Below are 23,688 nucleotides of genomic sequence, written 5' to 3'. Positions count from 1 at the left end.
CACCGACGCCGCCATCGAAGCCGGCGACCTCACCCTCGTCCGCGGCGACCTCCGCACCGCCGCCGACGCCATCCGCCTCGCCCGCGCCACCCTCGGCACGATCAAGGGAAATCTCTGCTGGGCGTTCGGTTACAACGTCGCGGCGCTCCCGCTGGCCGCCGCCGGACTGCTCAACCCGATGATCGCGGGCGCCGCGATGGCCTTCTCGTCGGTCTTCGTGGTTGCCAACAGCCTGCGGCTGCGCGCTTTCACATAGCTCTCACAACTGACACAACACCCATACGGGAAAGCCTTGATCTTCAAATCGCAACCCTTGACCATATTCGCCCCCTTATGGCAGGAGACCCAGATCACAGAGATCCGAACGTAACCATTGAGGGGGGTCGTGAGTCTAACCGGGCAGTGCAGGCACCCCGGCGGGGCTTGCACTGCAAAGCCGTGCCGATCTTGGGGGATCGTGCTCGGCAACGCGTGGCCGGGACGACGCGCCCGGGGAGCTTTGAGCGGCCCTCCCGAATGTGCGCGTCCCGGCAGAGCGCGGTGCAACCCAGAACGCCCGGACGGATCCCGTGGGGGGAATCCGAACCGGGACAAGGGAGGCGCCCCGCACTCCGGACCCGTGGGGGGATCTGGAGGCGGGGCGCTTCTCGTTTGCGCAACCTTTCCGGCGGCCCGTACGAGGCCGTGGACGGCGCTCCCGGTGGCCCTTACGAGGCCGTGGCCGGGCGCGACGGCGGCGGCCCTCGACGGCCCCGAACGCGGCCGGCCCCCGTCCCTTCGAGGGGCGGGGGCCGGTCCGGGTTCACTGCGCTCGGCGTGTGGCCGTCAGCGCTGCTCGACCGGGACGAAGTCGCGCTCGACGACGCCGGTGTAGATCTGGCGCGGGCGGCCGATGCGGGAGCCGGGCTCCTTGATCATCTCGTGCCACTGGGCGATCCAGCCGGGCAGCCGGCCGAGCGCGAAGAGCACGGTGAACATCTCGGTCGGGAAGCCCATCGCCCGGTAGATCAGGCCGGTGTAGAAGTCGACGTTCGGGTAGAGCTTGCGCGAGACGAAGTAGTCGTCGGAGAGCGCGTGCTCCTCCAGCTTGAGGGCGATGTCCAGCAGCTCGTCGGACTTGCCAAGGGCCGACAGGACGTCGTGCGCCGCCGCCTTGATGATCTTCGCCCGGGGGTCGAAGTTCTTGTAGACGCGGTGCCCGAAGCCCATGAGCTTCACGCCGTCTTCCTTGTTCTTCACCTTGCGGATGAAGGCGTCGACATCGCCGCCATCGCGCTGGATGCCTTCCAGCATCTCCAGCACCGACTGGTTGGCGCCGCCGTGCAGCGGGCCCCACAGCGCGTTGATACCGGCCGAGATCGAGGCGAAGAGGTTCGCCTGCGAGGAGCCGACCAGGCGCACGGTGGAGGTGGAGCAGTTCTGCTCGTGGTCCGCGTGCAGGATCAGCAGCTTGTCCAGGGCGCCCACGACGACCGGGTCGAGGTCGAACTCGGCGGCCGGCACCGAGAACGTCATCCGCAGGAAGTTCTCGACGTAGCCGAGCTCGTTGCTCGGGTAGACGACCGGGTGGCCGACGGACTTCTTGTACGCGTACGCCGCGATCGTGGGCAGCTTGGCCAGCAGCCGGATCGTGGAGATGTGCCGCTGCCGCTCGTCGAACGGGTTGTGGCTGTCCTGGTAGAACGTCGACAGCGCGCTGACGACCGACGACAGCATCGCCATCGGGTGGGCGTCCCGGGGGAAGCCGTCGTAGAAGCGCTTGACGTCCTCGTGCAGCAGGGTGTGGTAGGTGATGTCCTGCTTGAAGTTCGCCAGCTCGTCAACGGTGGGCAGCTCACCGTTGATCAGCAGGTACGCGGTCTCGACGAACGTGCTGCGCTCTGCGAGCTGCTCGATCGGGTAGCCGCGGTAGCGAAGAATCCCGTTCTCACCATCCAGATAGGTGATCGCGGATTTATACGCGGCAGTGTTGCCGTAACCGGAATCCAGGGTCACCAGACCGGTCTGGGCGCGCAGCTTCGAGATGTCGAAGCCCTTGTCGCCGACGCTGCTGTCGACAATCGGGTAGCTGTATTCGCCGTCCCCGTAACGCAGTACTACAGAGTTGTCGCTCACGTCATCCCTCACCGACGTTGTGCCTCTTCTTCGAGGTGCCCTGACTGCCTATACCTTCCCCCATTTGGACCTTGGCTGTGCACTCGGGGTCGGCCATAGAGCCTCATCGCGGCACTCAGTGCCGTCCGAGCGCCCATCCTGCTCCCTTTCGCCCCGATTGGGAAAGGGGTGACATCACATCGCACCGCCAAGCCGGTGATCGAGAGCCGTACACCGCCGACCGGCGGATACGGTGCGCACGGCCTGCCCCAATGCCCTCCGTGAGCCGACCAGCACCACCAATCGTTTTGCCCGGGTCACGGCGGTATACAACAGATTGCGCTGCAACATCATCCAGGCGCTCGTGGTGACCGGAATCACCACGGCGGGGTATTCGCTGCCCTGTGAGCGATGGATCGTCACCGCGTAGGCGTGCGAGAGCTCGTCGAGTTCGTCGAAGTCGTAGGGGACCTCCTCGTCCTCGTCGGTGAGCACCGTCAGCCGCTGGTCGTCGACGCTCAGCGCGGTGACCACACCGACCGTGCCGTTGAAGACGCCGTTACGGCCTTTTTCATAGTTGTTACGGATCTGGGTGACTTTGTCGCCGACCCGGAAGACCCGGCCGCCGAAGCGCCGCTCGGGCAGATCGGGGCGCGCCGGGGTGACGGCCTGCTGGAGCAGGGCGTTCAGGGCGCCCGCCCCGGCCGGACCGCGGTGCATCGGCGCCAGCACCTGGACATCCCGGCGCGGGTCGAGTCCGAACTTCGCCGGGATCCGGTGGGCCACCACATCGACCGTCAGCCGCCCGGTCTCCTCCGTGTCCTCCTCGGCGAACAGGAAGAAATCCGGCAGGCCGGTCGTCAGCGGCGGGACACCGGAATTGATGCGGTGGGCGTTGGTGACCACCCCGGACTGCTGGGCCTGCCGGAAGATCCTGGTCAGCCGGACGGCCGGCACCGGACCCGACTCGGCGAGCAGATCGCGCAGCACCTCGCCCGCACCGACCGACGGCAGCTGGTCGACATCCCCCACCAGCAGCAGATGGGCACCGGGCGGCACCGCCTTGACCAGCTTGTTCGCGAGCAGCAGATCGAGCATCGACGCCTCGTCCACCACCACCAGATCGGCGTCGAGCGGGCGGTCCGCGTCGTACGCGGCGTCGCCGCCGGGCTTGAGCTCCAGGAGGCGGTGCACCGTGGAGGCGTCCGCCCCGGTCAGCTCCGCGAGCCGCTTGGCCGCCCGGCCGGTCGGCGCCGCCAGCACCACCTTGGCCTTCTTCGCACGGGCCAGCTCCACCACCGAACGGACCGTGAAGGACTTGCCGCAGCCCGGCCCGCCGGTGAGCACCGCGACCTTCCGCGTCAGCGCCAGCCGCACCGCAGCCTGCTGCTCCGGCGCCAGCTCGGCGCCCGTCCGCTTCGCGAGCCATGCCAGCGCCTTGTCCCACGCCACGTCCCGGAACGCCGGCATCCGGTCCTCGTCCGTCCGCAGCAGCCGGGTCAGCCGGCCGGCCAGGGAGATCTCCGCGCGGTGGAACGGCACCAGGTAGACGGCGGTGACCCGCTCGCCGTCCGCGTCGCCGGGCACCTGCTCGCGGACCACCCCCTCGGGGTCCGCGGCCAGCTCGCCCAGGCAGTCGATGACCAGTCCGGTGTCCACCTGGAGCAGCTTCACCGCGTCCGCGATCAGCCGCTCCTCGGGGAGGAAGCAGTGCCCCTGGTCGGTGGACTGCGACAGGGCGTACTGGAGGCCCGCTTTGACCCGGTCGGGGCTGTCGTGCGGGATGCCGACGGCCTGGGCGATGCGGTCGGCGGTCAGAAAGCCGATGCCCCACACATCCGCGGCCAGGCGGTAGGGCTGGTTGCGGACGACGGAGATGGAGGCGTCGCCGTACTTCTTGTAGATGCGCACCGCGATGGAGGTCGAGACGCCGACGCCCTGGAGGAAGACCATCACCTCCTTGATGGCCTTCTGCTCCTCCCACGCCGCGCCGATCAGCTTCGTCCGCTTCGGGCCGAGGCCGGGCACCTCGATCAGCCGCTCGGGCCGCTCCTCGATGACGTCGAGGGTGTCCGTGCCGAAGTGCTCCACGATGCGGTCGGCGATCCGCGGGCCGATGCCCTTGATCAGCCCCGAGCCGAGATAGCGCCGGATGCCCTGGATCGTGGCGGGCAGCACGGTGGTGTAGTTCTCGACCGTGAACTGCTTGCCGTACTGCGGATGGGAGCCCCAGCGCCCCTCCATGCGCAGCGACTCCCCCGGCTGCGCGCCGAGCAACGCGCCGACGACGGTGAGGAGATCGCCGGCGCCCCGGCCGGTGTCGACCCGCGCGACCGTATAGCCGCTCTCCTCGTTGGCGTAGGTGATCCGCTCCAGGACCCCTTCCACCACGGCTGCGTTGACCATGACCCGACCGTACCGCCCGGGTCCGACAACACGTCCCGGCCGGTGTCCCCGGGCCACCGCCCGCCCGGCGGGCGCGCGCCCGGACCGCCATCGAGGGGTCCGGCACCGGGCCGGACCCCTCGGTTCCCCCTCCGGGCCGGCCCCGGATCCCCCCGGATCCCTCCCCACACGAGACCGCCGCCGGATATGACCTTCGTGGCCGCGGAACGGTTGTGCCGTTCCGCCGAGCTGTTGCCCGGTCGCCGGAGGTGGCGGCCCGGTACGCACCGGCGCCGTCAGCCGACGTGCGCCGCGAAGCGGTTGACGATCTCGGCCAGGACCTGCGCGCCGTCCCGTGCCCACAGCGCCGGGTTGAAGATCTCCACCTCGATGGGCCCCCGGTAGCCGGCCGCGTCGACCCGCTCCCGGAACCACCGGAAGTCCACCGACCCGTCGCCGAGCTGCCCACGCCCCAGGAGGACGCCCTCGGGCAACGGGGTGACCCAGTCGGCCAGCTGGAAGGCGGCGATCCGCGAGCCGGCACCACCGCCCGCCGGTCCCCCGGCGCCGCCCGTACCACCGGCCCCGGCCACCGCGTCCGGCCCGGCCGCCGTGTCCGTCCCCGCCGGCCCCGCGTCCGTCCCGCCCGCGCGGGCGATCTGGGCACCGGCCGTGTCGTCCCACCACAGGTGGTACGTGTCCACGACCACCCCCACCTGGTCGGCGGGGAACCGTTCGGCGAGATCGAGCGCCTGGGTGAGGGTGGAGACCACACACCGGTCCGCCGCGTACATCGGGTGCAGCGGTTCGATCGCCAGCCGTACGCCCCGCGCCGCGGCGTACGGTCCCAACTCGCCCAGCGCGTCCGCGATCCGCTCCCGGGCGCCGTGCAGATCGCGGCTGCCGGGCGGCAGTCCGCCCGCTACCAGGACCAGGGTGTCCGTACCGAGGACGGCGGCCTCCTCGATGGCGGCCCGGTTGTCCTCCAGGGCGGCCGCCTGCCCGGCCGGGTCCTGGGCGGTGAGGAAACCGCCGCGGCACAGGCTGGTGACGGTCAGCCCGGCATCCCGTACGAGCCGGGCGGCGGCGGCCGGTCCGTACTCCTGCACCGGCGCGCGCCACAGGCCCACCCCGCGCACGCCCGCCCGCGCGCACCCGTCGGCGAGCTCCGGCAGCGACCACTGTTTGACGGTCTCCTGGTTGAGGCTCAGGCGGGCGAGCAGATCGGCCGCGGCGGCCGGCCGGCCGGAGTCCGTCATACGTCCGCCTCTCCGTACACGGCGAGCAGTTGGCGCATCCGGGCGGCGGCGAGCTCCGGGTCCGGGAAGAGGCCGAGCCCGTCGGCCAGTTGGTACGCGCGCCGCAGATGCGGCAGCGAGCGGGCCGACTGGAGCCCGCCGACCATGGTGAAGTGCGACTGGTGCCCGGCGAGCCAGGCCAGCAGCACGACACCGGTCTTGTAGTAGCGGGTCGGCGCCTGGAAGAGGTGCCGGGCGAGCGCGACGGTCGGGTCCAGGGCGGCCCGGAAGGCGGCCGGGTCCCCGCGGTCCGCCGGGTCCCCGGGAACCGCGGGGTCCAGGAGGCGCACGGCCTCGGCCGCCAGTGGTGCCAGCGGGTCGAAGACGCCCAGCAGCGCATGGCTGAAACCGTGGTCGTCACCCGCGATCAGCTCGGGGTAGTGGAAATCGTCGCCGGTGTAGCAGCGGACGCCGGCCGGCAGCCGGCGGCGCAGCCGCACCTCCCGGCCGGCGTCCAGCAGGGAGACCTTGACGCCGTCCACCTTGCCGGGATGGTCGGCGATGATCCGCAGGAAGGTCTCGGTGGCGGCGTCGAGATCGGGGCTGCCCCAGTAGCCCTCCAGCGCCGGGTCGAACATCGGGCCGAGCCAGTGCAGGACGACCGGTCCGGTGGCCTGGCGCAGCAGCTGGCCGTACAGCTCCAGATAGTCCGCCGGTCCGGTGGCGGCCGCGGCGAGCTGCCGGGACGCCATCAGGACCGGCCGGGCACCGGCGTCCTCGACGAGCCCCAGCTGCTCCTCGTACGCGCCCCGGACCGCCGCCAACGACGCGCCGTGCGCCGGGAGCTGGTCGGTGCCGGCGCCGCAGGCCAGCAGGCCGCCGACGGTCCGTGCCTCGGCGGCGGAGCGGCGGATCAGCTCGGCGGCGGCCGGCCAGTCCAGGCCCATCCCGCGCTGCGCGGTGTCCATCGCCTCGGCCACGCCCAGGCCGTGCGACCACAGGTGGTGGCGGAAGGCGAGGGTGGCGTCCCAGTCGATGGCGGCCGGGCCGTCCACCGGGGTGTCGGCGCGCGGATCGGCCACCACATGGGCGGCGGCGAAGACGGTACGGGCGGCCGCCGGCGAACGGTGGCCCGCCCGGGGTCCGGCGGCGGTCACAGCGTCAGCTCCGGCACGTCCAGGCGGCGTCCCTCGGCCGACGACCGCAGCCCCAGTTCGGCCAGTTGGACACCGCGGGCGCCCGCCATCAGGTCCCAGCGCCAGGGTTCGTCGCGGACGACATGCCGCAGGAACAGCTCCCACTGCGCCTTGAAGCCGTTGTCGAACTCGGCGTTGTCGGGGACTTCCTGCCACTGCTCGCGGAACCGCTCACTCGCCGGAATATCCGGGTTCCAGACGGGTTTGGGGGTGCTGGAGCGGTGCTGGACCCGGCAGCCGCGCAGTCCGGCGACGGCCGATCCCTCGGTGCCGTCCACCTGGAACTCCACCAGTTCGTCGCGGTGCACCCGCACCGCCCAGGAGGAGTTGAGCTGCGCGACGATACCGCCCGCCAGCTCGAAGATGCCGTACGCGGCGTCGTCGGCGGTGGCGTCGTACGGTGTGCCCGACTCGTCCCAGCGGCGCGGGATATGCGTGGTGACCTGCGCCTGGACGGTCTTGACCGGTCCGAACAGCTCGTGCAGCACATACTCCCAGTGCGGGAACATATCGGCCGCGATACCGCCGCCGTCCTCGGCGCGGTAGTTCCACGAGGGGCGCTGCGCCTCCTGCCAGTCGCCCTCGAAGACCCAGTAGCCGAACTCGCTCCGTACGGACAGGATGCGGCCGAAGAACCCGCCCTCCACCAGGCGGCGGAGCTTGCGCAGACCGGGCAGGAAGAGCTTGTCCTGGACGACGCCGTGTTTGATGCCGGCGTCCCTGGCCGACCGGGCCAGCTCCAGCGCACCGGCCAGCCCGGTGGCGGTCGGCTTCTCGACGTACAGATGCTTCCCGGCGGCAATCGCTTTCTGCACGGCCTCCTCGCGGGCGGCGGTGACCTGTGCGTCGAAGTAGATGTCGATGCCGTCGTCGCCGAGCACGGTGTCGAGGTCGGTGCTCCAGTGCTCCAGACCGTGCCGTTCGGCCAGCGTCCGGAGCTTGTGCGCGGAGCGGCCGACGAGGACCGGTTCCGGCCAGATCACCGTCCCGTCGCCCAGGTCGAGGCCGCCCTGTTCCCGCAGGGCGAGCAGGGAGCGGACCAGATGCTGGCGGTATCCCATGCGTCCGGTCACGCCGTTCATGGCGATGCGTACGGTCGTGCGTGTCACGGCCCGGCCTCTCTCACTCGGCACTGACGGCAGGTCAGTCCGTTCGATGCGGGTGCGGATGGCGGTGCGGGTGCCCGCAGGGGGCATGCGAAGGCAGATTCAGTAAGCGCTTTCTATCGCGAGAGAAGCTAACCTGCGGTGCGGGACACGGACAAGAGGCGGGGCGTGGAAAGCCCGGTGCCCGGGGGATAAAAGTGCGGGAAACCCGGACCGCGTGCACCGCATGAACCACACCGGCCCAACGGATCACACAGCAGACGCAGTGCGCACGGAACGCGCGGAACATACGGGGAGGATGGGCCCTATGGGGAGTTCGGGGAGCATGAGGAACACCAGAAGCACGAGGAGCACGGGGAGGCCGCGATGGCGGTGACGCTGGCGGATGTGGCGGCGCGGGCGCGCGTCTCGGCGGCGACGGTCTCACGGGTGCTCAGCGGCAACTACCCGGTGGCCGCGGGCACCCGCGGCCGGGTGCTGCGCGCCGTCGAGGAGTTGGCCTACGTCGTCAACGGCCCGGCCAGCGCGCTCGCCGCCGCCAGCTCCGACCTGGTCGGCATCCTGGTCAACGACATCGCCGACCCGTTCTTCGGGATCATCGCCGGTGCCGTGCAGACGGAGCTGAGCGGCGCGGCACAAGGAGGCGAGAAGCTCGCCGTGGTGTGCAACACGGGCGGCTCCCCCGAGCGCGAACTGACCTATCTCACCCTGTTGCAGCGGCAGCGGGCGGCCGCGGTCATCCTGACCGGCAGCGCCTCGGAGGACGCCGCCCATGCACGGGCACTGACCGCCACCCTGGCGCGGCTGGCGGAGGCGGGCACCCGGGTGGTGCTGTGCGGGCGGCCGACGGGAGTGGCGGCCGCGGCGGAGGCGACGGGAGCGGTACCGGGCGAGAGCCAGGGGGCGGAAGAGACCCGGGAGCCGGGGAAGGCCCGAGGGGCGGGAAAGACCCCGGAGGCGGACGAGGCCCCGCCCCGGGTCCCGCTCACCGCGCTCACCACGCTCGCGTTCGACAACCGGGGCGGCGCACGGCAGTTGACCGCCCACCTCATCGGTCTCGGCCACCGCCGTATCGGCTGTGTCGCGGGGCCGGCCGGCCGCACCACCACCGGCGAGCGCCTGGCGGGCCATCGCGCCGCCCTCGCCGCGTACGGCATCGAGGACACCCCGCGGCGTACCGTGCACGGCGCCTACGACCGCGCCTCCGGCTACGACGCCGCCGCGGAACTCCTGCGCAGGGAAGCAGGTCTGACCGCGATCGTGGCGGCCAACGACACCGCCGCGCTGGGCGTCTGCGCGGCGGTGCGCGACCGCGGACTGCGCATCCCCGAGGACGTGTCCGTCGCGGGCTTCGACGATCTGCCGTTCAGTGTGGACGCCACGCCCGCGCTGACGACCGTCCGGCTGCCGCTCCAGGAGACCGGTGCGCGGGCCGGCCGGCTGGCGATGGGGCGCGAGGAACGGCCGCCGGGCGGACTGGCCACGCTGCGCGCCGAGTTGATCGTGCGCGCGTCCACGTCCGTTCCCTGCCCTTGACCGGCACGGCGTGGGGCGCCAACTCACCGCCGCGGAATTCGCCAACTCTGCCGGATTTCCCGGGCCGGCACTGTGGACCGGTTCCGTGCCGGGCGCGGCCGGGAGCAGCCGTCAGCACGCCGGATTCGAGCAGGTCGGCAGGCGCCGCGCCACAGCTTCGGCCAGGACCTCATCGGCCGGGGCCGACGGCTGATCCTGTGACGGCGGGGGCCGTACGGTCGGTGGCGACACCGCCGTGGCGAAAGCCCGGAGAGAACCGGCAAGCAGCCCGATAGGTGAACCGACGAGAGAACCAAGGAGAAGGCCCGTGATCGGAGACGCCGCGAACGAAACCGCCGGGGACGCGGCGGGCGGCACCAGAAGCGCGGCGGTGCGGTTCGCGTTCTCGACCCTCGGAGTGCCCGGGATGCCGGTGCCCGAGGTGCTGCGGCTCGCCACCGATACCGGATATCAGGGGGTGGAGCTGCGCGCCCATCCGGAGGAGCCGGTGCACCTCGGGACCGGTACGCGTGAACGGGCCGCGGTGCGCGGGCAGTTCGCGGACGCCGGTATCGACATCCTGGCGGTGGCCGGATACGCCAAGGTCGCCGCCGCCCTGGACGCGGCGGGTGAGGCGGCGCTGGCACACGAGCTGAACGGGCTGGTGCTGCTCGCCGCCGACCTGGGGGCACCCTTCGTACGGGTGTTCCCCGGCGGTGGTGACCGCCCGGCGGAGGCGGCGGAGGCGGATGCCGTCCGCCGCCTCGCCGCGCTGGCGCCGCTCGCCGCCGAACGGGGTGTCCGCGTCCTGCTGGAGACCCACGACTCGCACCGTACGGGGGCCGCCGCCGCCCGCGTCCTGGGCGCGGTGGGCCACCACGGCATCGGCGCGCTCTGGGACGTACTGCACAGCTGGCTCGGCGGCGAACGGCCCGCCGACACACAGACCGCGCTCGCCCCGTATCTGGGATATGTCCAGGTCAAGGACGTCGCCTCGGCCGAGGACACCACCCCGCTCCCGCTCGGCACCGGCGCCCTGCCGCTCGCCGCCGCCCTCGCCGCCCTCGGCCGGGCGGGGAGGTACTGCGGCGGCCGGACGGACGGCCGGGCGTCCGACGACTGGCTGTGCTGGGAGTACGAAAAGCGCTGGTACCCGGGGGCGGCCGAACTCCCCGCCCTGCTGGCCGCGGGCCGCGACCGTCTCCAACACCTCCTCGACACCATCGCGTCAACGACCGCCTAGTACGCCCGGCTAGTGCGCCCGGCGCCACGGCCCCACCGGCATCCGGCGTGACCGCACCGACGGTCGACGGCCGCGCACCGACGATCGACGGCCGCGTGCCGGCTCCCGGCTCCCGGCTCCCGACGCGGACACGCCGACGGCCGAGTGGGCAGCGGAGGCCCCGGCCGATGCCGTGCTGGTGGGCCGTGCCTATCCCACACCCCCGCCCGCCCCGCAAGCCCTGGGCGCCACCTCGCTCTCAGTCGTTGACCGGCAAGCGTTTTCCGGCTATCCGTGTCACCTCGAAAGAGATTCCCGCCGGCTCGCCGGGCAAGCCCTGAGCCGACCCCGGTACAGCCCTGAGCCAGCCCCGAGACAGCCCCGAGCACGCCACGAGGACCCCCTGAGGGAGCCCCCTCCGGAAGGAGCGCACATGCACTCCCGACGTACCGTCCTGACCACCGCCGCGGCCGCCGCGGCCGCCTGCGCCACCGGCACCGCCCCAGCACAGGCCACCGCGCAGGCCACCGCCGGCCGGCCCGCCGTCCCGGCCCCCGCGACCCCCGGCGCCGCGACCCGGGCCCGGCTGCGCCGTCTCATCTCCCGTATGACGCCCGAGGAGAAGGTCGGCCAGCTCTTCGTGATGCGGGTCTACGGGCACTCCGCGACCGACCCCGACCCGGCCGATGTGGCGGCGAACCGGAAGGAGATCGGGGTCTCCGACGCCGCCGAGCTGATCGCCAGATACCACGTCGGCGGCATCATCTACTTCGGCTGGGCGCACAACACCCGTGAACCCCATCAGATCGCCGGCCTTTCCAACGGCATCCAGCGGGCCGCCGCCGCCCAGCGGATCCCCGTTCCGGTGCTGATCTCCACCGATCAGGAGCACGGCGCCGTGGCCCGGATCGGCGCGCCCGCCACGCTCTTCCCCGGGGCGATGGCGCTCGGCGCGGCCGGCTCCCGCGACGACGCCCGTACGGCGGCCCGGATCGCCGGTGCGGAGCTGCGCGCGATGGGCCTGCGGCAGAACTACGCGCCGGACGCGGACGTCAACGTCAACCCGGCCAACCCGGTCATCGGTGTCCGCTCCTTCGGCGCCGATCCGCAGGCCGTGTCCCGGCTGGCCGCCGCCGCGGTGCGCGGCTACCAGAGCTCCGGGGTCGCGGCCTGCGCCAAGCACTTCCCCGGGCACGGCGACACCGACACCGACAGCCACATCGGGCTGCCCCGCATCTCCCACACCGCCGTGGAGTGGGAGCGGCTGGACGCGCCGCCCTTCAAGGCCGCCATCGCCGCCGGTATCGATTCGATCATGACGGCGCATATCGTCGTCCCCGCCTTCGACCCGAGCGGGGACCCGGCCACGCTCTCCCGCCCGATCCTCACCGGCATCCTGCGCGAACGGCTCGGCTACGACGGTGTGGTGGTGACCGATTCGCTCGGCATGGAGGGCGTCCGGGTGAAGTACGGCGACGCCCGGGTGCCGGTACTGGCCCTGAAGGCGGGCGTCGACCAGCTGCTCAACCCGCCGGATCTGGCCGTCGCGTACGCCGCCGTCCTCAAGGCGCTCCGGGAGGGCGAGCTGTCCGGCCCCGACATCGACGCGAAGCTGCTGCGCATCCTGCTGCTGAAGGAGCGGCGCGGTCTCTTCGCGGACCCGTACACCACCCGGCGGGCGGTGGACCGGGTGGTCGGCACCGGCGCGCACCTCGCCGCCGCGGACCGGATCGCGGACCGCACCACCACCTTGCTGCGCAACGACGACGGGCTGCTGCCGCTCTCCCGCCGCCGCGAACACCGGGTGCTGGTGGTGGGCGCCGACGCCGATGCGCCGTCCGGCACCGGCGGTCCGCCCACCGCCGTCCTGGCCACCGCCCTGCGCGGGCTCGGGTTCGCGGCCACCGCCCTCGCCACGGGCACGGCGCCGTCGCAGGCGCTGATCGACCGGGCCGTGGCGGCGCTCGCCGACCGGGACGCAGTGGTGGTGGCGACGTACAACGTCACCGCCGGCTCACCGCAGCGGCAGCTGGTCGCCGCCCTCCTGGCGAGCGGGAAGCCGGTGGTGCAGCTGGCGGTGCGCAATCCGTACGACATCGCCCAGCTGGACGGTGTCAAGGCGGGCCTGGCGAGCTACTCGTGGACGGATGTGGAGCTGCGGGCCGCCGCGCGGGTGATCGCCGGCCACCGGGAGCCGGCCGGCCGGCTCCCGGTCCCGGTGCTGCGCGCCGGCACCCCGGCCACGGTGCTCTACCCGATCGGCCACGGCCTGACGTACTGAGGCCCCGCACGGGGCCGGGCACACACATACGCCCCCGGACGGCGCGCTCCCCCAACGGGAGAGCGCGCCCCAGGGGCGTACGGGAGCGGAGCGCCGGCCGTTACACGGTCACGGCAGCAGTCCAGGTCACGGCAGCAGCGGCGTCGCCGTCCGCCGCAGCTCCTGCTTGTCCAGCTTCTTGTTGTACGGGGCCTGCGGGGTGGCCTTGCCGTTCACGGGCGCCTTGAGGCCGGCCCAGCCGAGGAGTTCGGCGGTGGCCTTGGTGCGGTCGGCGTCCTTCAGCTTGGCGATGTTGGAGCCGTGGTTGCCGCCGGGGACGGTGAAGACGTACGAGTTCCGGGAGCCCTTGCCGAGCTCGAAGTGCTCCGAACTCCACGGGTCGTACTCGCCGTTGACGAACATCATCCGGTTGGCGTGCTGGCGCACCCAGCGGTCGATGTCGGGCATCGCGCGCTTGTCGAAGTGCATCGGGATCTCCCGCGGCACGAACGACCGGGAGTTGTTGATGCCGGGGTACTTCAGCAGGCCCTTGAGCTGCGGGTAGTGGTAGCCGGGCTCACCGAGCTGGGTGCCCGCCTGGTAGTAGTACGGAAGGTAGGACTCCAGGCCCTGGTCGGTGTAGCTGGCGAAGCCGCCGATCTTGTCCATCCACGCCCACAGGGCGTCCGTGGAGGCGGTCGGCTTGGGCACCTCGGCGCAGGCGGTCGCGGCCGGCTGGTACTGCCAGAAGCCGAACACCAGGTCCGTGACCATGACTTCGTAGGAGCGGTCGGCGTTGCCGACGGTCTTGAAGGTACGGCCTTCCTTGTCGGCCCACTTCTGGAAGCGGTCGACCATCTCACCGCGGCGCACCAGCGCCTCGCGCTCGACGGCGGCGAGGTCGGCGCGGCACTGCGCGGTCCCGACGGTCCGGAAGAACCGGTCGTACGCCGAGTCCTCGTCGTTGTTGACGTCGTTGGGCGCGACGTAGGCGACGGTGCCGTTCATGTCATGGGGGAAGAAGCGGCGGTAGTAGGTCGCCGTCATACCGCCCTTGCTGCCGCCGGTGGCGATCCAGTTCTTGGCATAGATGCGGTGCAGCGCCTGGAAGATGCGGTGCTGGTCGTTCGCGCCCTGGCGGATGTCCAGCTTCGTCCAGTCGGTGGGCCGGGGCCGCGACGGGGTGAAGTAGCGGTATTCCAGGGAGACCTGGTTGCCGTCGATGATCTGCGTCGGCTCGCTGCGGGACGGGCTGGTGCTGACGTTGTAACCGGAGGTGAAGAAGACCGTCGGGCGGTCCACCGACTTGTGCAGCAGGGTCAGCCGCTGCTGGAAGGTGCCCCGGGCCGGGTGCCGGTGGTCGATCGGCTGGGTGTAGTTCAGGACGAAGTAGCGGTAGCCCTCGACCGGTTTCTCCTCTACGAGGCTCATCCCCGGTATGGCGAGGATCCGGTCCTTGATATCGGTGGTGCGCGTGGTATCCGTACGGTTCGACTCGGCGGCGGTGGCCGCCCCTGCCGTGGCCCCGCCGGCACCCACTGTGCCGACGAGCACGACGAGCGACAGCAGCCATCTGATGGCCTTGCGCATGCGTCCTCCCCATGGAATAGCAAAGTCGGGGTGAACCTATCGGCGCGACGGGGCGGCCACCAGCCCCTATGCGGCGATCAGCGGAGCGGCCGGATGGCTGACGGCCGGTCAGCCGTCCGCCCGATGGGCGGCCCACCGGTCGGCCGCACTCCGGAGGCCGTGCGTCCACGCGTTGGGGTACGTCGCTTCGGTCTCCTGCCAGAAACGGGCCTGGGCGGTGGCGAAGAGGTCGAGGGCGCCGGCGGGCGCGGTGGACCAGGCGGGGACCTTGGCGGCCCACCGTTCGGCCTGCTGGGGGTCGTGCCCGGCGAATCCGAGCCAGACGATCCAGCACGCCGGGTCGATCCAGGCGGCGCCGCGGGTGGCCCAGGGCCAGTCGATGAGCCGCGCGGTGTCCGTGGGGCGCGGGGTGTTCGCCGGCGGCGCGGTGTCCGGGCCGGTGATGAGCACATTGGTGTGGTGCCAGTCGGTGTGCAGGAGCGCGGTGCCGGTGAAGAGCCGGGCGTCGGCGGGGTCGTCCAGGTACGCGGCCCAGCGCTGTCCGGCGTCCGCCAGCTCCACCTCGGGGCAGGCGATCCGGCCGAGCGCCGTCATGGCCTCGACGACGAGGGGCAGGTCCGCGGACGCCGGACCGTAGTCGGCGCTGCGGCCCGTCAGGTGCTCGAAGCCCAGCAGGTCCCAGCCGCCCGCGGTGACGTGCCACAGCAGCCTCGGGCCGAGGGGGACGATATGCGGACCGACGTCCGCCTCACGCCGCTGGGTCCACGCCTCCGCGTGATCCTGGCGCATGCCCTTGACGAAGACGCGGCCGCGCGCGGTGTCCAGGGTGACGGCGAGCTGGCTGCTGAACCCGGCGCCGGCGGACCTGGCGGCCCGGATGGGGCCGGTGTGCTCGCGGACCGCCGCCCGGACCCCGGCGGGGAGGTCGTCCCAGTCCCGCCGTCGCGACGCGGGAGGCGGTGCGGAGTCGACGCCGGGGACGTCCGGGGCCGTGGACGCCCCGGCCCCGGCCGGGCCGCCGGGTGCGGCCTCCGGCTCCGTGGTGCGGCCGGATGCGGGCAGGTGCTGTTCCATCGCTTCCTTTCGGTGGGGGCGACGCTCCCGCGTCAGGTGGTGGACTCCAGGCCGCGCGCGATGGCCCGCAGGCCGAGGGCCATCTCGCCCCGCCGACCGGCGCGGCCTGACCCCGCTGTTCTGGTCCCACGTCCGACCGTACGGGAAGGTGAACCTCGACATGGATACCCGCCTGAACCTGGCTGCGGTCACCGTGCCGGGCCCCCGAACACCAGCGGACACCGACGAACAGCAGCCAGCCGGGCGTCCATGAACTCACCTGCACGGCCATGGATGCGAAGTTGGCGGTCAAGCCTGGAGCGGGTTCTAAGATGGGCCAGTGACCGAGACGCTGCCCCCGGTGGGCATTGACCTCTTCGAGGTTGAACGGCTCCTGCTGGACGAAGCTGCGGAGCCGCCGCTGCCGCCCCGGGATGCTGAGGCCCGGGACCGGGTGTGGGACATGGCGGTGCGGGCCAACCCCACCCTCTTCGACGGGCCTGTGGTGGCGTGTGGGGGTGTGGAGTGGACTGGCCCGCGCGTCCTGCGTCTGTCGTGGGTGCGTGTGACCTACCGGCACTACGCCTTGCGTCGCGTTCCCGGCGCCACCGCACTGCCCTCGTTGTTCGTGAACGTCGTCCAGCCGACCGACGACGGCCGTGTGCTGGTGGCGAGGATGTCGCCCGCTACGGCCGCCCCGGGTCGCTGGCAGCTGCCAGGGGGGTCCCTGGAACCTCCCCAGAGCGGGGCGGTGCTGGACGAGTCGGCACTGGCCGGCCAAGCCGCGCGGGAGCTGGCCGAGGAGTTGGGTACCGGCGTGGCCCCCGAGGGCCTGAAGCTGTGGGTGGTCACCCGCGGCGAGAACGGCAGTGTCGGCCTGACCTACCTCGCCCCGGCCCTTCCCGAGGCAGCGCTCCGCGCGGACTTCACCGCTGCCGCGGCAGCCGAGCGCGCCCAGGGCCGCGAACCTGAACTCGACGGCATCGCCCTGGTGCACTCACCGGACGAACTGGCCGCTCTGGCCGGTCCGCACGCGGATTACCTGGAGCCGATCGTCCGCTGCTTCTCCGGGTGCCGCTGAGGTCAGACGCCGGAGAGGAAGTCGCGTCCCCGTTCGTCGAGTTCGGCCACGCACCGCAGGCCACGGGCCCGGAAGCGTGTGAGGTCGCCGCGCATGCGGGAGACTGCGTTGCGGGTACGGACGGAGCGGACACCTCCCATGTGGTCGATGGCCCGGTGCCAGGTGGCGCACGCCTGCTCGATGCTGCCGCGCTTGAGGTGCATCTCGGCGCCCGCGACCAGGTCCAGGGCGACGATCCGCGCGAAGGTGTCCGCCGGGCGGGCCGTGGCAGCCAGCGCGTACTGCTCGGCAGCGGCCCGGTGATCTCCCAGAGTCTCGTGGACCTTGGCTGTGCGGGAGTACACCGACGCGGCCGGCGGGCCCCAGGCCAGCGCCCAGAACGGCACCTCGTCGCCGGGAGCAGCGGTCAGCAGGGTGCGGGCGTGCTCGGCCTCGGCGAGGGCCGCGCGGTGCTTGCCGCTCTTGGCCAGGGTGTGGGCATGGACGACACGGAAGAGGGCTTCGGTCTGGGCATCGACCCGCCCCTTGGCGCGGTTCAGGCCGGTCTCGGCCAGGCCCAGGCAGTGCTCGGGACGGTGGAGCTTGAGGCCCTGCATGGCCATCGTGCGCATCACGAATCCGTCGTGCCCGCGCAGGCCGGATTCGGCGGCCAGGGCGTAGGACTGGAGGTAGTAGCGCTGGGCGAGTCCCTGCTGACCTGCGTCGTAGCTCTTCCAGCCCAGCAGGTGGACGCCTCGGCCGGCGGCGGAAAGCATCTGCCGACGGGCTTCGTCGGTGCGGAACCGGGCCCGGCACAGCGGGGCGACGTCATCGCGGAGGTAGGTGACCAGGGCGCTGCGGCCGTGTTGTCCGCCATGGCGTTCGTCCATCTCGGAAAACGCGTGGATCAGGTCACGGACGGCGGTGACCTCGGCCATGCCGACAAGGTGGCCGGTGCGGGCGGCCTGGGTGCGGGAGGCGATGTCCTGGAGGTGGCTGAGGGGCAGGGCAGCGGCTGCCACGGAGTAGGCGGAGGCCGTCAGGAAGCGGCGGCGGTCCAACTCGTACCTCCACATCGGCAGCAGGGTGTCCAGCGGGTCTCTCCCGAGGGACAGTCCGATGGTGTCATCGTCGAACTCTGCCGGGGAGGGCAGGCCGAGGTCTGCGGGGGCCAGGAGGCGGCCGAGGCGCCGAGAGAGCGCGAGGGCGAGGTAGCGGGGTGTGTCGCCTCGGGGAACGGATCCGCTGAGCCAGTGCTCGACGTCGGACTTGTTCGTGCGTAAGCGGTCGCCGCATTCGGCGGCGACCGCGCAGACCGCCTTGGCCAGTGCCTCGTAGGTGAGGCCGGACTCGGCGACAAGGGCGCTGAGCTGGATGTTCGGCATGCGGGTGGTCATGAGCACCTGTCCGGATATACGCGATATACCGCTTGGCCTGCCCGACACCGTACCGCTGTGCGGCGAGCGCCGGTTGACTCTTCATCAGGCCAGATCCCGGCGGCCGGTACCGGTGACACCCCCGGATCCGCTTCTGTGCCCACATCCGCGAACCGCATGTGATGCCCCATGCCCTGAGGAGGGATCGCCATGGACGACCAGGAGGATCGCTGGATCGCCGCTTCGGCGTCGGCTCTGCTGGCGGCGGAGTACGAGCAGGTGCCGATCGAGGCGCTGACCGCCCGGCGGCCGGGCCTGCCCCTGGCGACGGCGTACCGGGTGCAGAAGGCGACGGTCGCCCGGCGGATCGCGGGAGGCGCCCGCGTCGTCGGCCACAAGGCCGGGGTGACCTCCAAGGCCATGCAGGAGCAGATGGGCGTCGGCGAGCCGGACTGGGGCGTTCTGCTGGACGACAGGGTGCTGCCTACCGGCAGTGCCGTGGCCCGGTCGGTGCTGATGCAGCCGCGGGTAGAAGCCGAGATCGCTTTCCGGCTCGGCTGTGATCTGGCAGGCCCGAACGTGAGCGAGGACGAGGCACGGGCGGCGGTGAAGGAAGTGTTCCTCGCTCTGGAGGTGATCGACACTCGGTTCACCAGTTGGCAGATCACGGTCGCGGACAGCATCGCCGACAACGCCTCGTGCGCTCGGGTCGTCACCGGGTCCATGGTACCGCTGAGCGCTGAGATGGACCTGGCCGCCGAGCCGCTGGTCGTCAGCGTCGACGGAACCGCGGTGGTCACCGGAGCGGGCCGTGCCGTCCTCGGGGACCCGCTCCGTGCCCTGGTCTGGCTCGCCGGACGGCTCCACCGCTGCGGCGACGGCCTGCGTGCCGGGCAGCTGGTCCTGGCCGGGGCCGTGCACGCCAGCCTCCCTCTGGAAGCCCGGAGCACAGTACGCGCCCGCTCGCCGCATCTGCCGCCGGTCGAGCTGCACGTGCGCTGATCCACGGAGCCCGAGGCCGGCCCGGCGCCGCACCCTCGTGCACCACCCCTCCCCTTGAACGAAGGAGCGGCCGATGGCTGCTGATGAACAGCGTCTGCGTGTCGCCGTACTCGGCGCGGGCCTGATCGGGATCGACCTCGCCGACAAGATCCGCCGGTCGGCGAAGCTGGAACTGGCCCTGGTGGCAGGCCGCGACCGCGACAGCCTGGGGCTGCGCCGGTCGGCCGACATGGGCCACCCGACCTCCCACGGCGGGATTCGCGCCGTGGTGGAGGGCGGCCCCTTCGACGCGGTCTTCGACGCCACCAACGCCGACAGCCACGCCGAGCACTGGGCAGCGCTGCAACCTACCGGTACCACGCTGATCGACCTGACCCCCACGGGACTCGGCACGGTCATCGTCCCAGGCGTCAACAGCTACCGGTCGACGGCCCACCGGCACCTGAACCTCGTCAGCTGCGGCGGGCAGGCGGCCATTCCGGTCCTGCACGCCATCGCCCAGCGCTGTACCCCCACCTACATCGAGGTGGTCTCCACCGGGGCGAGCGCGAGCGCCGGCCGGGCCACCCGTCTGAACCTTGACCAGTACATCGCCACCACCTCCGCCGCGATCCGGACCTTCACCGCCGCCCCGGACGCGAAGGTGATGGTCAACCTCAGCCCCGCCCGCCCCGCCCCGCCATTCCGGGTGGCCATGACCGTCCTCGCGGACGGCATCCGCCCCGCACCGGTCCGCACGAGCATCGCGGCTGCCGCCCAGGCCGTGCGCGCCTACGCGCCCGGGTACGCGGTGACCTCGCTCGCCGTGACCCCGGGTCGGATCTCGGTCGTGGTGGAGGTAACCGCCTTGGGCGGTCGCCTGCCCCGCCACACCGGAAGCGTCCACATCATCAACGCCGCCGCAGTCCTGCTTGCCGAGCAGTCGGCCGTCACCTCACGATGAAGGGAACCCCGTCCATGGACACACACCCGTGCAAGCGGCCTCGGATCCTCCTGCACGACCCGACCCTGCGCGACGGACACCACGCGGTCGGCCACCAACTCGACGTCGGCCAGCTCCGCGCCTACGCCACCGCCGCGAACGCCGCCAAAGTGCCCGTGGTGGAGGTAGGCCACGGCAACGGACTGGGCGCCTCCAGCCTTCAGATCGGCCGTGCCCGGCTCGACGACGCCACGATGCTCACCACCGTCCGCGAGGCCCTCACCTCATCAAGGATGGGCGTCTTCATGGCCCCCGGCTGGGGCACCTCCCACGACCTGGTGGCCGCCGTCCACCACGGCGCCGACGTCGTACGGATCGCCGCGCACTGCACCGAGGCCGACGTCACCGAACGCCACCTCGGCGTTGTCCGCGACCTCGGTGCCGAAGCCCAGGGCGTCCTGCTCATGAGCCACATGACCGGCCCCGGCCATCTCGCAGAACAGTGCGCCCTGATGGCGGCGTTCGGCGCCCAGGCCGTCGGCATCATGGACTCCGCGGGCCACTTCCTCCCGGCCGACGTCACTGAACGGGTGCGCGCCATCGCCGACGCCGTCGACGTGCCGGTCATCTTCCACGGCCACAACAACCTGGGCCTGGCTGTGGCGAACAGCCTTGCCGCCGTGGACGCCGGGGCGTCCGTCATCGACGCGACCGCCCGCGGGTTCGGCGCCGGGGCGGGCAACACCCAGGTCGAAGTCCTCGTGGCCGTTCTCGAACGCCGTGGCATCGAGACCGGTATCGGCCTGCGCGAGGTCCTGGCCGCCGCCGACATCGCCACCGACCGCCTGATGAAGGCCCCGCCGTCCATCGACTCGATCGCCGTGGCCAGCGGGCTCGCCGGGGTGTTCTCCGGCTTCAAGCGGCCTGTCCAGCAGATCGCCCGTGCCGAAGGCGTCGACCCCGTCGACCTGTTGCTCGCCCTTGGCGAGCGGCAGGTCGTCGCCGGGCAGGAAGACCTGATCGGTGACGTCGCCCGGGAGCTGAAGGCGGCCATCCGATGACCGCCGCATCCGAAGTTGCCGGGAGGGCGGCTGTGGTCTGTGGAGTCGGCGCGGCGTTGCCCCCGCACATCGTGACCAACGCCGACCTGACCGCACGTCTGGACACTACGGACGAGTGGATCCGCTCGCGGACCGGCATCACCCAACGGCACGTCGCCGGGGTGGACCTGTCCACGACCGACCTCGCCGTCCATGCGGCGGCCCAGGCCCTCGCCGACGGTGAACCGGTCACGGTGGAGGCCGTGGTGGTGGCGACGACCACCCCGGACCGCTGCTGCCCGGCCACCGCCCCCGCCGTGGCCACCCGGCTCGGGCTGACCGGCGTCCCCGCCCACGACCTCGCGGCCGGCTGCACCGGATTCCTCTACGCCCTCGCCACTGCGGCCGGGCTCATCGCCGCCGACACCGCACAGGCCGTCCTGGTCGTCGGCGCCGACCGCCTCGCTACCCTTCCCGACCCCGAGGACCGCACGACCGTCCCGCTGTTCGGTGACGGCGCCGGAGCCGTGGTGCTGCGCCGCGGCGGCGCGGACGAGGCCGGGGCGCTCGGGCCGGTGGTGCTGGGCAGCGACGGCACCGGCGCCGACCTGATCCGGGCCCCCCGCCCCGGCGCCCTGTACATGGACGGAGCCGAGGTCTTCCGGCATGCGGTCGACCGCATGTCCACCGCCTCCCGCCAAGCTGCCGGCGCCGCCGGGTGGAACGTCACGGACATCGACCGTCTGATCCCGCACCAGGCCAACAGCCGCATCACCTCGTTCGTCGCCCGACAACTCGGTATCCCCGACGACCGTCGGCTCGGCAACGTGGGTGATGTCGGAAACACCGGCGCCGCGTCCCTCCCCCTGCTCCTGGCCCGCTCTGCCGCCGACGGCCGCTTGGAGCCCGGACACCGCACCCTGCTCACCGCGTTCGGCGCCGGACTGACCTGGGGTGCCACCACCCTCACCTGGCCCGGCCTCTCCCCCACCTGCCTCCCGGAAGGAGCCGGGCATGACCGGTGATCTCGTCCGCATCCTGACCGACGACCTCAAGCTGCCTGCCGACCGGCTCACCGACGACGCCAGCCTTGACCACGCCGGATTCGACTCCCTGGTCGTCGTCGAACTGTCCGTCCTCCTGGCCGACCGCTACGGCATCGACATCAGCGACAGCGACATCAAGGACGCCGCCACCCTCGGCCAGCTCGATCTCCTCATCACCAGCAAGCGCAGCGGAAGGTGACCACCCCTATGACCAGCACCAGCCGTCGGCCCGGACGGGCCTGGATCATCACCCCTGGCCTGCACAGGGACCGCTTCGTCAACGCACAGAAGTCCGGCGCCGCAGTCGCCGTCGTCGACATCGAGGACTCCGTTGCCCTCCCCGACAAGCAGACCGTCCGCACCGCCTCGGAGGCGTTCTTCGCCCTCCTCGACCCGCCGTGCACCCTCGGCATCCGGATGAACAGCCTCACGACGATCGACGGCATCAAGGACCTCGTCGCCCTCGCCGCCTACACCGCCCGGCCCGACCTCATCGTGGTCCCCAAGACGGAATCCCCCCGCGACATCGAACTCGTCGCCGCCGCGCTCGACGCCGACGGCTACACCCCCGACATCTGGGCGCTGATCGAAAGCCCCCGGGCCTTCGACACCCTCCCCGCGATCATGCGCGCGCCCCGGCTCGGAGGCGTCCTCTTCGGCTCCGCCGACTACGCCGCCTCCGTCCGCTGCGGCCTGGGCTGGGACACCCTCCACTACGCCCGCTCAGCCCTCATCAACGCCGCCACCGCCGCGAACATCCCCGCGATCGACGCCCCCACCTGGGAACTCGACGACCTTGGCATCCTGCGCCGCGACGCCGAACGGGCCAAGGAACTCGGCTTCCACGGCAAGGGCTGCGTCCACCCCCGCCACGTGAAGGTGATCAACGACGTCTTCACGCCCACCACCGAGGAGATCGCCCAGGCCCGCGCCATCGCCGCAGCCGCCGACGCCAGCGGCGGAACAGTGACCACCGTGGACGGACAGATGCGCGGCACCCCCTTCTTCAATGCCGCCCGCGCGCTCGTCGCCGAAGCGGACCGTACGTCATGAGCACCGGCCTGCCCCACGGCTATCGCCGGACCGGCGAGGACCGGATCCGAGAGAGCGTCGGCCTCTCCTACCCCGAACTCGCCCCCGGCCTGGTCATCGAGCACCGGCCCGGCCGGACCGTCACCGAACTCGACAACCTCCTCGGCGCCGCCCTGAGCGGCAACGTCGCCCCCATCCACACCGACGCCCACTACAGCAGCCAGACCCCGTGGGGCCGCATCCTGGTCTGCTCCGGCGTCACCCTCAACCTTGTCGCCGGTATGACCGTCCGCAGCGTCAGCGGCCTGACCACCGCCAACCTCGCCGTCGACCACGTGCGCTTCACCGCGCCCGTCCACATCGGCGACACCCTGTACGCCGAGACGAAGATCCTCACCCGCCGGGCCTCTGAGAGCCGTCCCGACACCGGGGTCATCACCTGTCGCACCACCGCCCACAACCAGGCGGGTATCAGCGTCCTGACCTTCGCTCGCACCTTCCTCGTCCCCTTGGACGCCGACGCCGCCCGCGACGCCACCCACTACTGAAGG

General features: G+C 72.0%; 19 protein-coding genes and 1 pseudogene. 12 read left to right on the top strand and 8 right to left on the bottom strand.

All coding sequences use genetic code 11. The features are described from left to right. Window positions 1-256 (top strand): annotated as a pseudogene (locus IH09_RS30155) (heavy metal translocating P-type ATPase); the annotation flags it as partial. A gap of 569 nt (window positions 257-825) precedes the next feature. Here IH09_RS30155 and IH09_RS30150 read toward each other — a convergent pair. From IH09_RS30150 to IH09_RS30130, 5 genes are all read right to left on the bottom strand, one after another. After that, complete coding sequence (locus IH09_RS30150; RefSeq protein ID WP_052860693.1) at window positions 826-2,115, bottom strand: citrate synthase; 1,290 nt, start codon at window positions 2,113-2,115, stop codon at window positions 826-828. A gap of 174 nt (window positions 2,116-2,289) precedes the next feature. Beyond that, window positions 2,290-4,500, bottom strand: a complete 2,211-nt coding sequence (gene recD2, locus IH09_RS30145) for an SF1B family DNA helicase RecD2 (RefSeq protein ID WP_052860692.1) — start codon at window positions 4,498-4,500, stop codon at window positions 2,290-2,292. A 275-nt stretch (window positions 4,501-4,775) separates the two neighbouring features. Continuing rightward, entirely contained in the window at window positions 4,776-5,738 is a 963-nt protein-coding gene (locus IH09_RS30140) for a sugar phosphate isomerase/epimerase family protein (protein ID WP_052860691.1), read from the bottom strand. Beyond that, complete coding sequence (locus IH09_RS30135) at window positions 5,735-6,874, bottom strand: DUF993 family protein (RefSeq protein WP_052860690.1); 1,140 nt, start codon at window positions 6,872-6,874, stop codon at window positions 5,735-5,737. Before IH09_RS30135 ends, IH09_RS30140 begins: the two co-directional genes overlap by 4 nt. Next, window positions 6,871-8,022 carry a Gfo/Idh/MocA family protein gene (locus tag IH09_RS30130; RefSeq protein WP_052860689.1) on the bottom strand — a complete coding sequence of 384 codons (1,152 nt, stop codon included), beginning with the start codon at window positions 8,020-8,022 and terminating at the stop codon, window positions 6,871-6,873. Before IH09_RS30130 ends, IH09_RS30135 begins: the two co-directional genes overlap by 4 nt. A 363-nt stretch (window positions 8,023-8,385) precedes the next feature. On the opposite strand from IH09_RS30130, the gene IH09_RS30125 reads away from it, so the two are divergent. The 3 genes from IH09_RS30125 (at window position 8,386) to IH09_RS30115 (ending at window position 13,037) form a co-directional block, all read left to right on the top strand. Then, window positions 8,386-9,555 (top strand): LacI family DNA-binding transcriptional regulator, encoded by a 1,170-nt coding sequence (locus IH09_RS30125; RefSeq protein WP_052860688.1) that lies wholly within the window; start codon window positions 8,386-8,388, stop codon window positions 9,553-9,555. A gap of 370 nt (window positions 9,556-9,925) precedes the next feature. Next, window positions 9,926-10,777 carry a TIM barrel protein gene (locus IH09_RS30120; RefSeq protein ID WP_052860695.1) on the top strand — a complete coding sequence of 284 codons (852 nt, stop codon included), beginning with the start codon at window positions 9,926-9,928 and terminating at the stop codon, window positions 10,775-10,777. A gap of 412 nt (window positions 10,778-11,189) precedes the next feature. Beyond that, entirely contained in the window at window positions 11,190-13,037 is a 1,848-nt protein-coding gene (locus tag IH09_RS30115) for a glycoside hydrolase family 3 protein (protein ID WP_052860687.1), read from the top strand. A gap of 126 nt (window positions 13,038-13,163) precedes the next feature. Here the strand turns inward: IH09_RS30115 and IH09_RS30110 are convergent, their stop codons facing one another. Further along, entirely contained in the window at window positions 13,164-14,606 is a 1,443-nt protein-coding gene (locus IH09_RS30110; RefSeq protein ID WP_052860686.1) for a S28 family serine protease, read from the bottom strand. A gap of 108 nt (window positions 14,607-14,714) precedes the next feature. Next, complete coding sequence (locus IH09_RS30105; protein ID WP_052860685.1) at window positions 14,715-15,680, bottom strand: hypothetical protein; 966 nt, start codon at window positions 15,678-15,680, stop codon at window positions 14,715-14,717. Window positions 15,681-15,999: 319 nt separating this feature from the next. Between IH09_RS30105 and IH09_RS30100 the strand changes: the two genes are divergently transcribed. Next, window positions 16,000-16,740 (top strand): NUDIX hydrolase, encoded by a 741-nt coding sequence (locus IH09_RS30100; protein WP_318279592.1) that lies wholly within the window; start codon window positions 16,000-16,002, stop codon window positions 16,738-16,740. Window positions 16,741-16,742: 2 nt separating this feature from the next. Here the strand turns inward: IH09_RS30100 and IH09_RS30095 are convergent, their stop codons facing one another. Then, entirely contained in the window at window positions 16,743-18,116 is a 1,374-nt protein-coding gene (locus IH09_RS30095) for a hypothetical protein (RefSeq protein WP_052860684.1), read from the bottom strand. A 189-nt stretch (window positions 18,117-18,305) separates the two neighbouring features. On the opposite strand from IH09_RS30095, the gene IH09_RS30090 reads away from it, so the two are divergent. The 7 genes from IH09_RS30090 to IH09_RS30060 all read left to right on the top strand — a co-directional run bounded on the left by IH09_RS30090 (window position 18,306) and on the right by IH09_RS30060 (window position 23,685). Continuing rightward, a complete protein-coding gene (locus IH09_RS30090) occupies window positions 18,306-19,097 on the top strand; it encodes a 2-keto-4-pentenoate hydratase (RefSeq protein ID WP_052860683.1) in 792 nt (263 codons plus the stop codon). Between the two features lie 73 nt (window positions 19,098-19,170). Continuing rightward, window positions 19,171-20,040, top strand: a complete 870-nt coding sequence (locus IH09_RS30085) for an acetaldehyde dehydrogenase (RefSeq protein WP_052860682.1) — start codon at window positions 19,171-19,173, stop codon at window positions 20,038-20,040. Window positions 20,041-20,054: 14 nt separating this feature from the next. Continuing rightward, the gene (gene dmpG / locus IH09_RS30080; RefSeq protein WP_052860681.1) at window positions 20,055-21,080 is read left to right on the top strand and encodes a 4-hydroxy-2-oxovalerate aldolase; all 1,026 of its coding nucleotides are present in this window, start codon (window positions 20,055-20,057) and stop codon (window positions 21,078-21,080) included. Then, window positions 21,077-22,084 (top strand): beta-ketoacyl-ACP synthase 3, encoded by a 1,008-nt coding sequence (locus IH09_RS30075; protein ID WP_052860680.1) that lies wholly within the window; start codon window positions 21,077-21,079, stop codon window positions 22,082-22,084. The genes dmpG and IH09_RS30075 overlap by 4 nt, the downstream gene beginning before the upstream one ends. Beyond that, the gene (locus tag IH09_RS30070) at window positions 22,074-22,304 is read left to right on the top strand and encodes an acyl carrier protein (RefSeq protein ID WP_052860679.1); all 231 of its coding nucleotides are present in this window, start codon (window positions 22,074-22,076) and stop codon (window positions 22,302-22,304) included. Before IH09_RS30075 ends, IH09_RS30070 begins: the two co-directional genes overlap by 11 nt. A gap of 8 nt (window positions 22,305-22,312) precedes the next feature. Then, the gene (locus tag IH09_RS30065) at window positions 22,313-23,158 is read left to right on the top strand and encodes an HpcH/HpaI aldolase/citrate lyase family protein (protein ID WP_052860678.1); all 846 of its coding nucleotides are present in this window, start codon (window positions 22,313-22,315) and stop codon (window positions 23,156-23,158) included. Next, window positions 23,155-23,685 carry a MaoC family dehydratase gene (locus tag IH09_RS30060; protein WP_052860677.1) on the top strand — a complete coding sequence of 177 codons (531 nt, stop codon included), beginning with the start codon at window positions 23,155-23,157 and terminating at the stop codon, window positions 23,683-23,685. Before IH09_RS30065 ends, IH09_RS30060 begins: the two co-directional genes overlap by 4 nt. Window positions 23,686-23,688 lie beyond the last annotated feature (3 nt).

The organism is Streptomyces celluloflavus, from assembly GCA_000720995.1.
Classification (GTDB): domain Bacteria; phylum Actinomycetota; class Actinomycetes; order Streptomycetales; family Streptomycetaceae; genus Streptomyces; species Streptomyces celluloflavus.
This window is presented reverse-complemented; position numbering and strand designations above follow the sequence as displayed.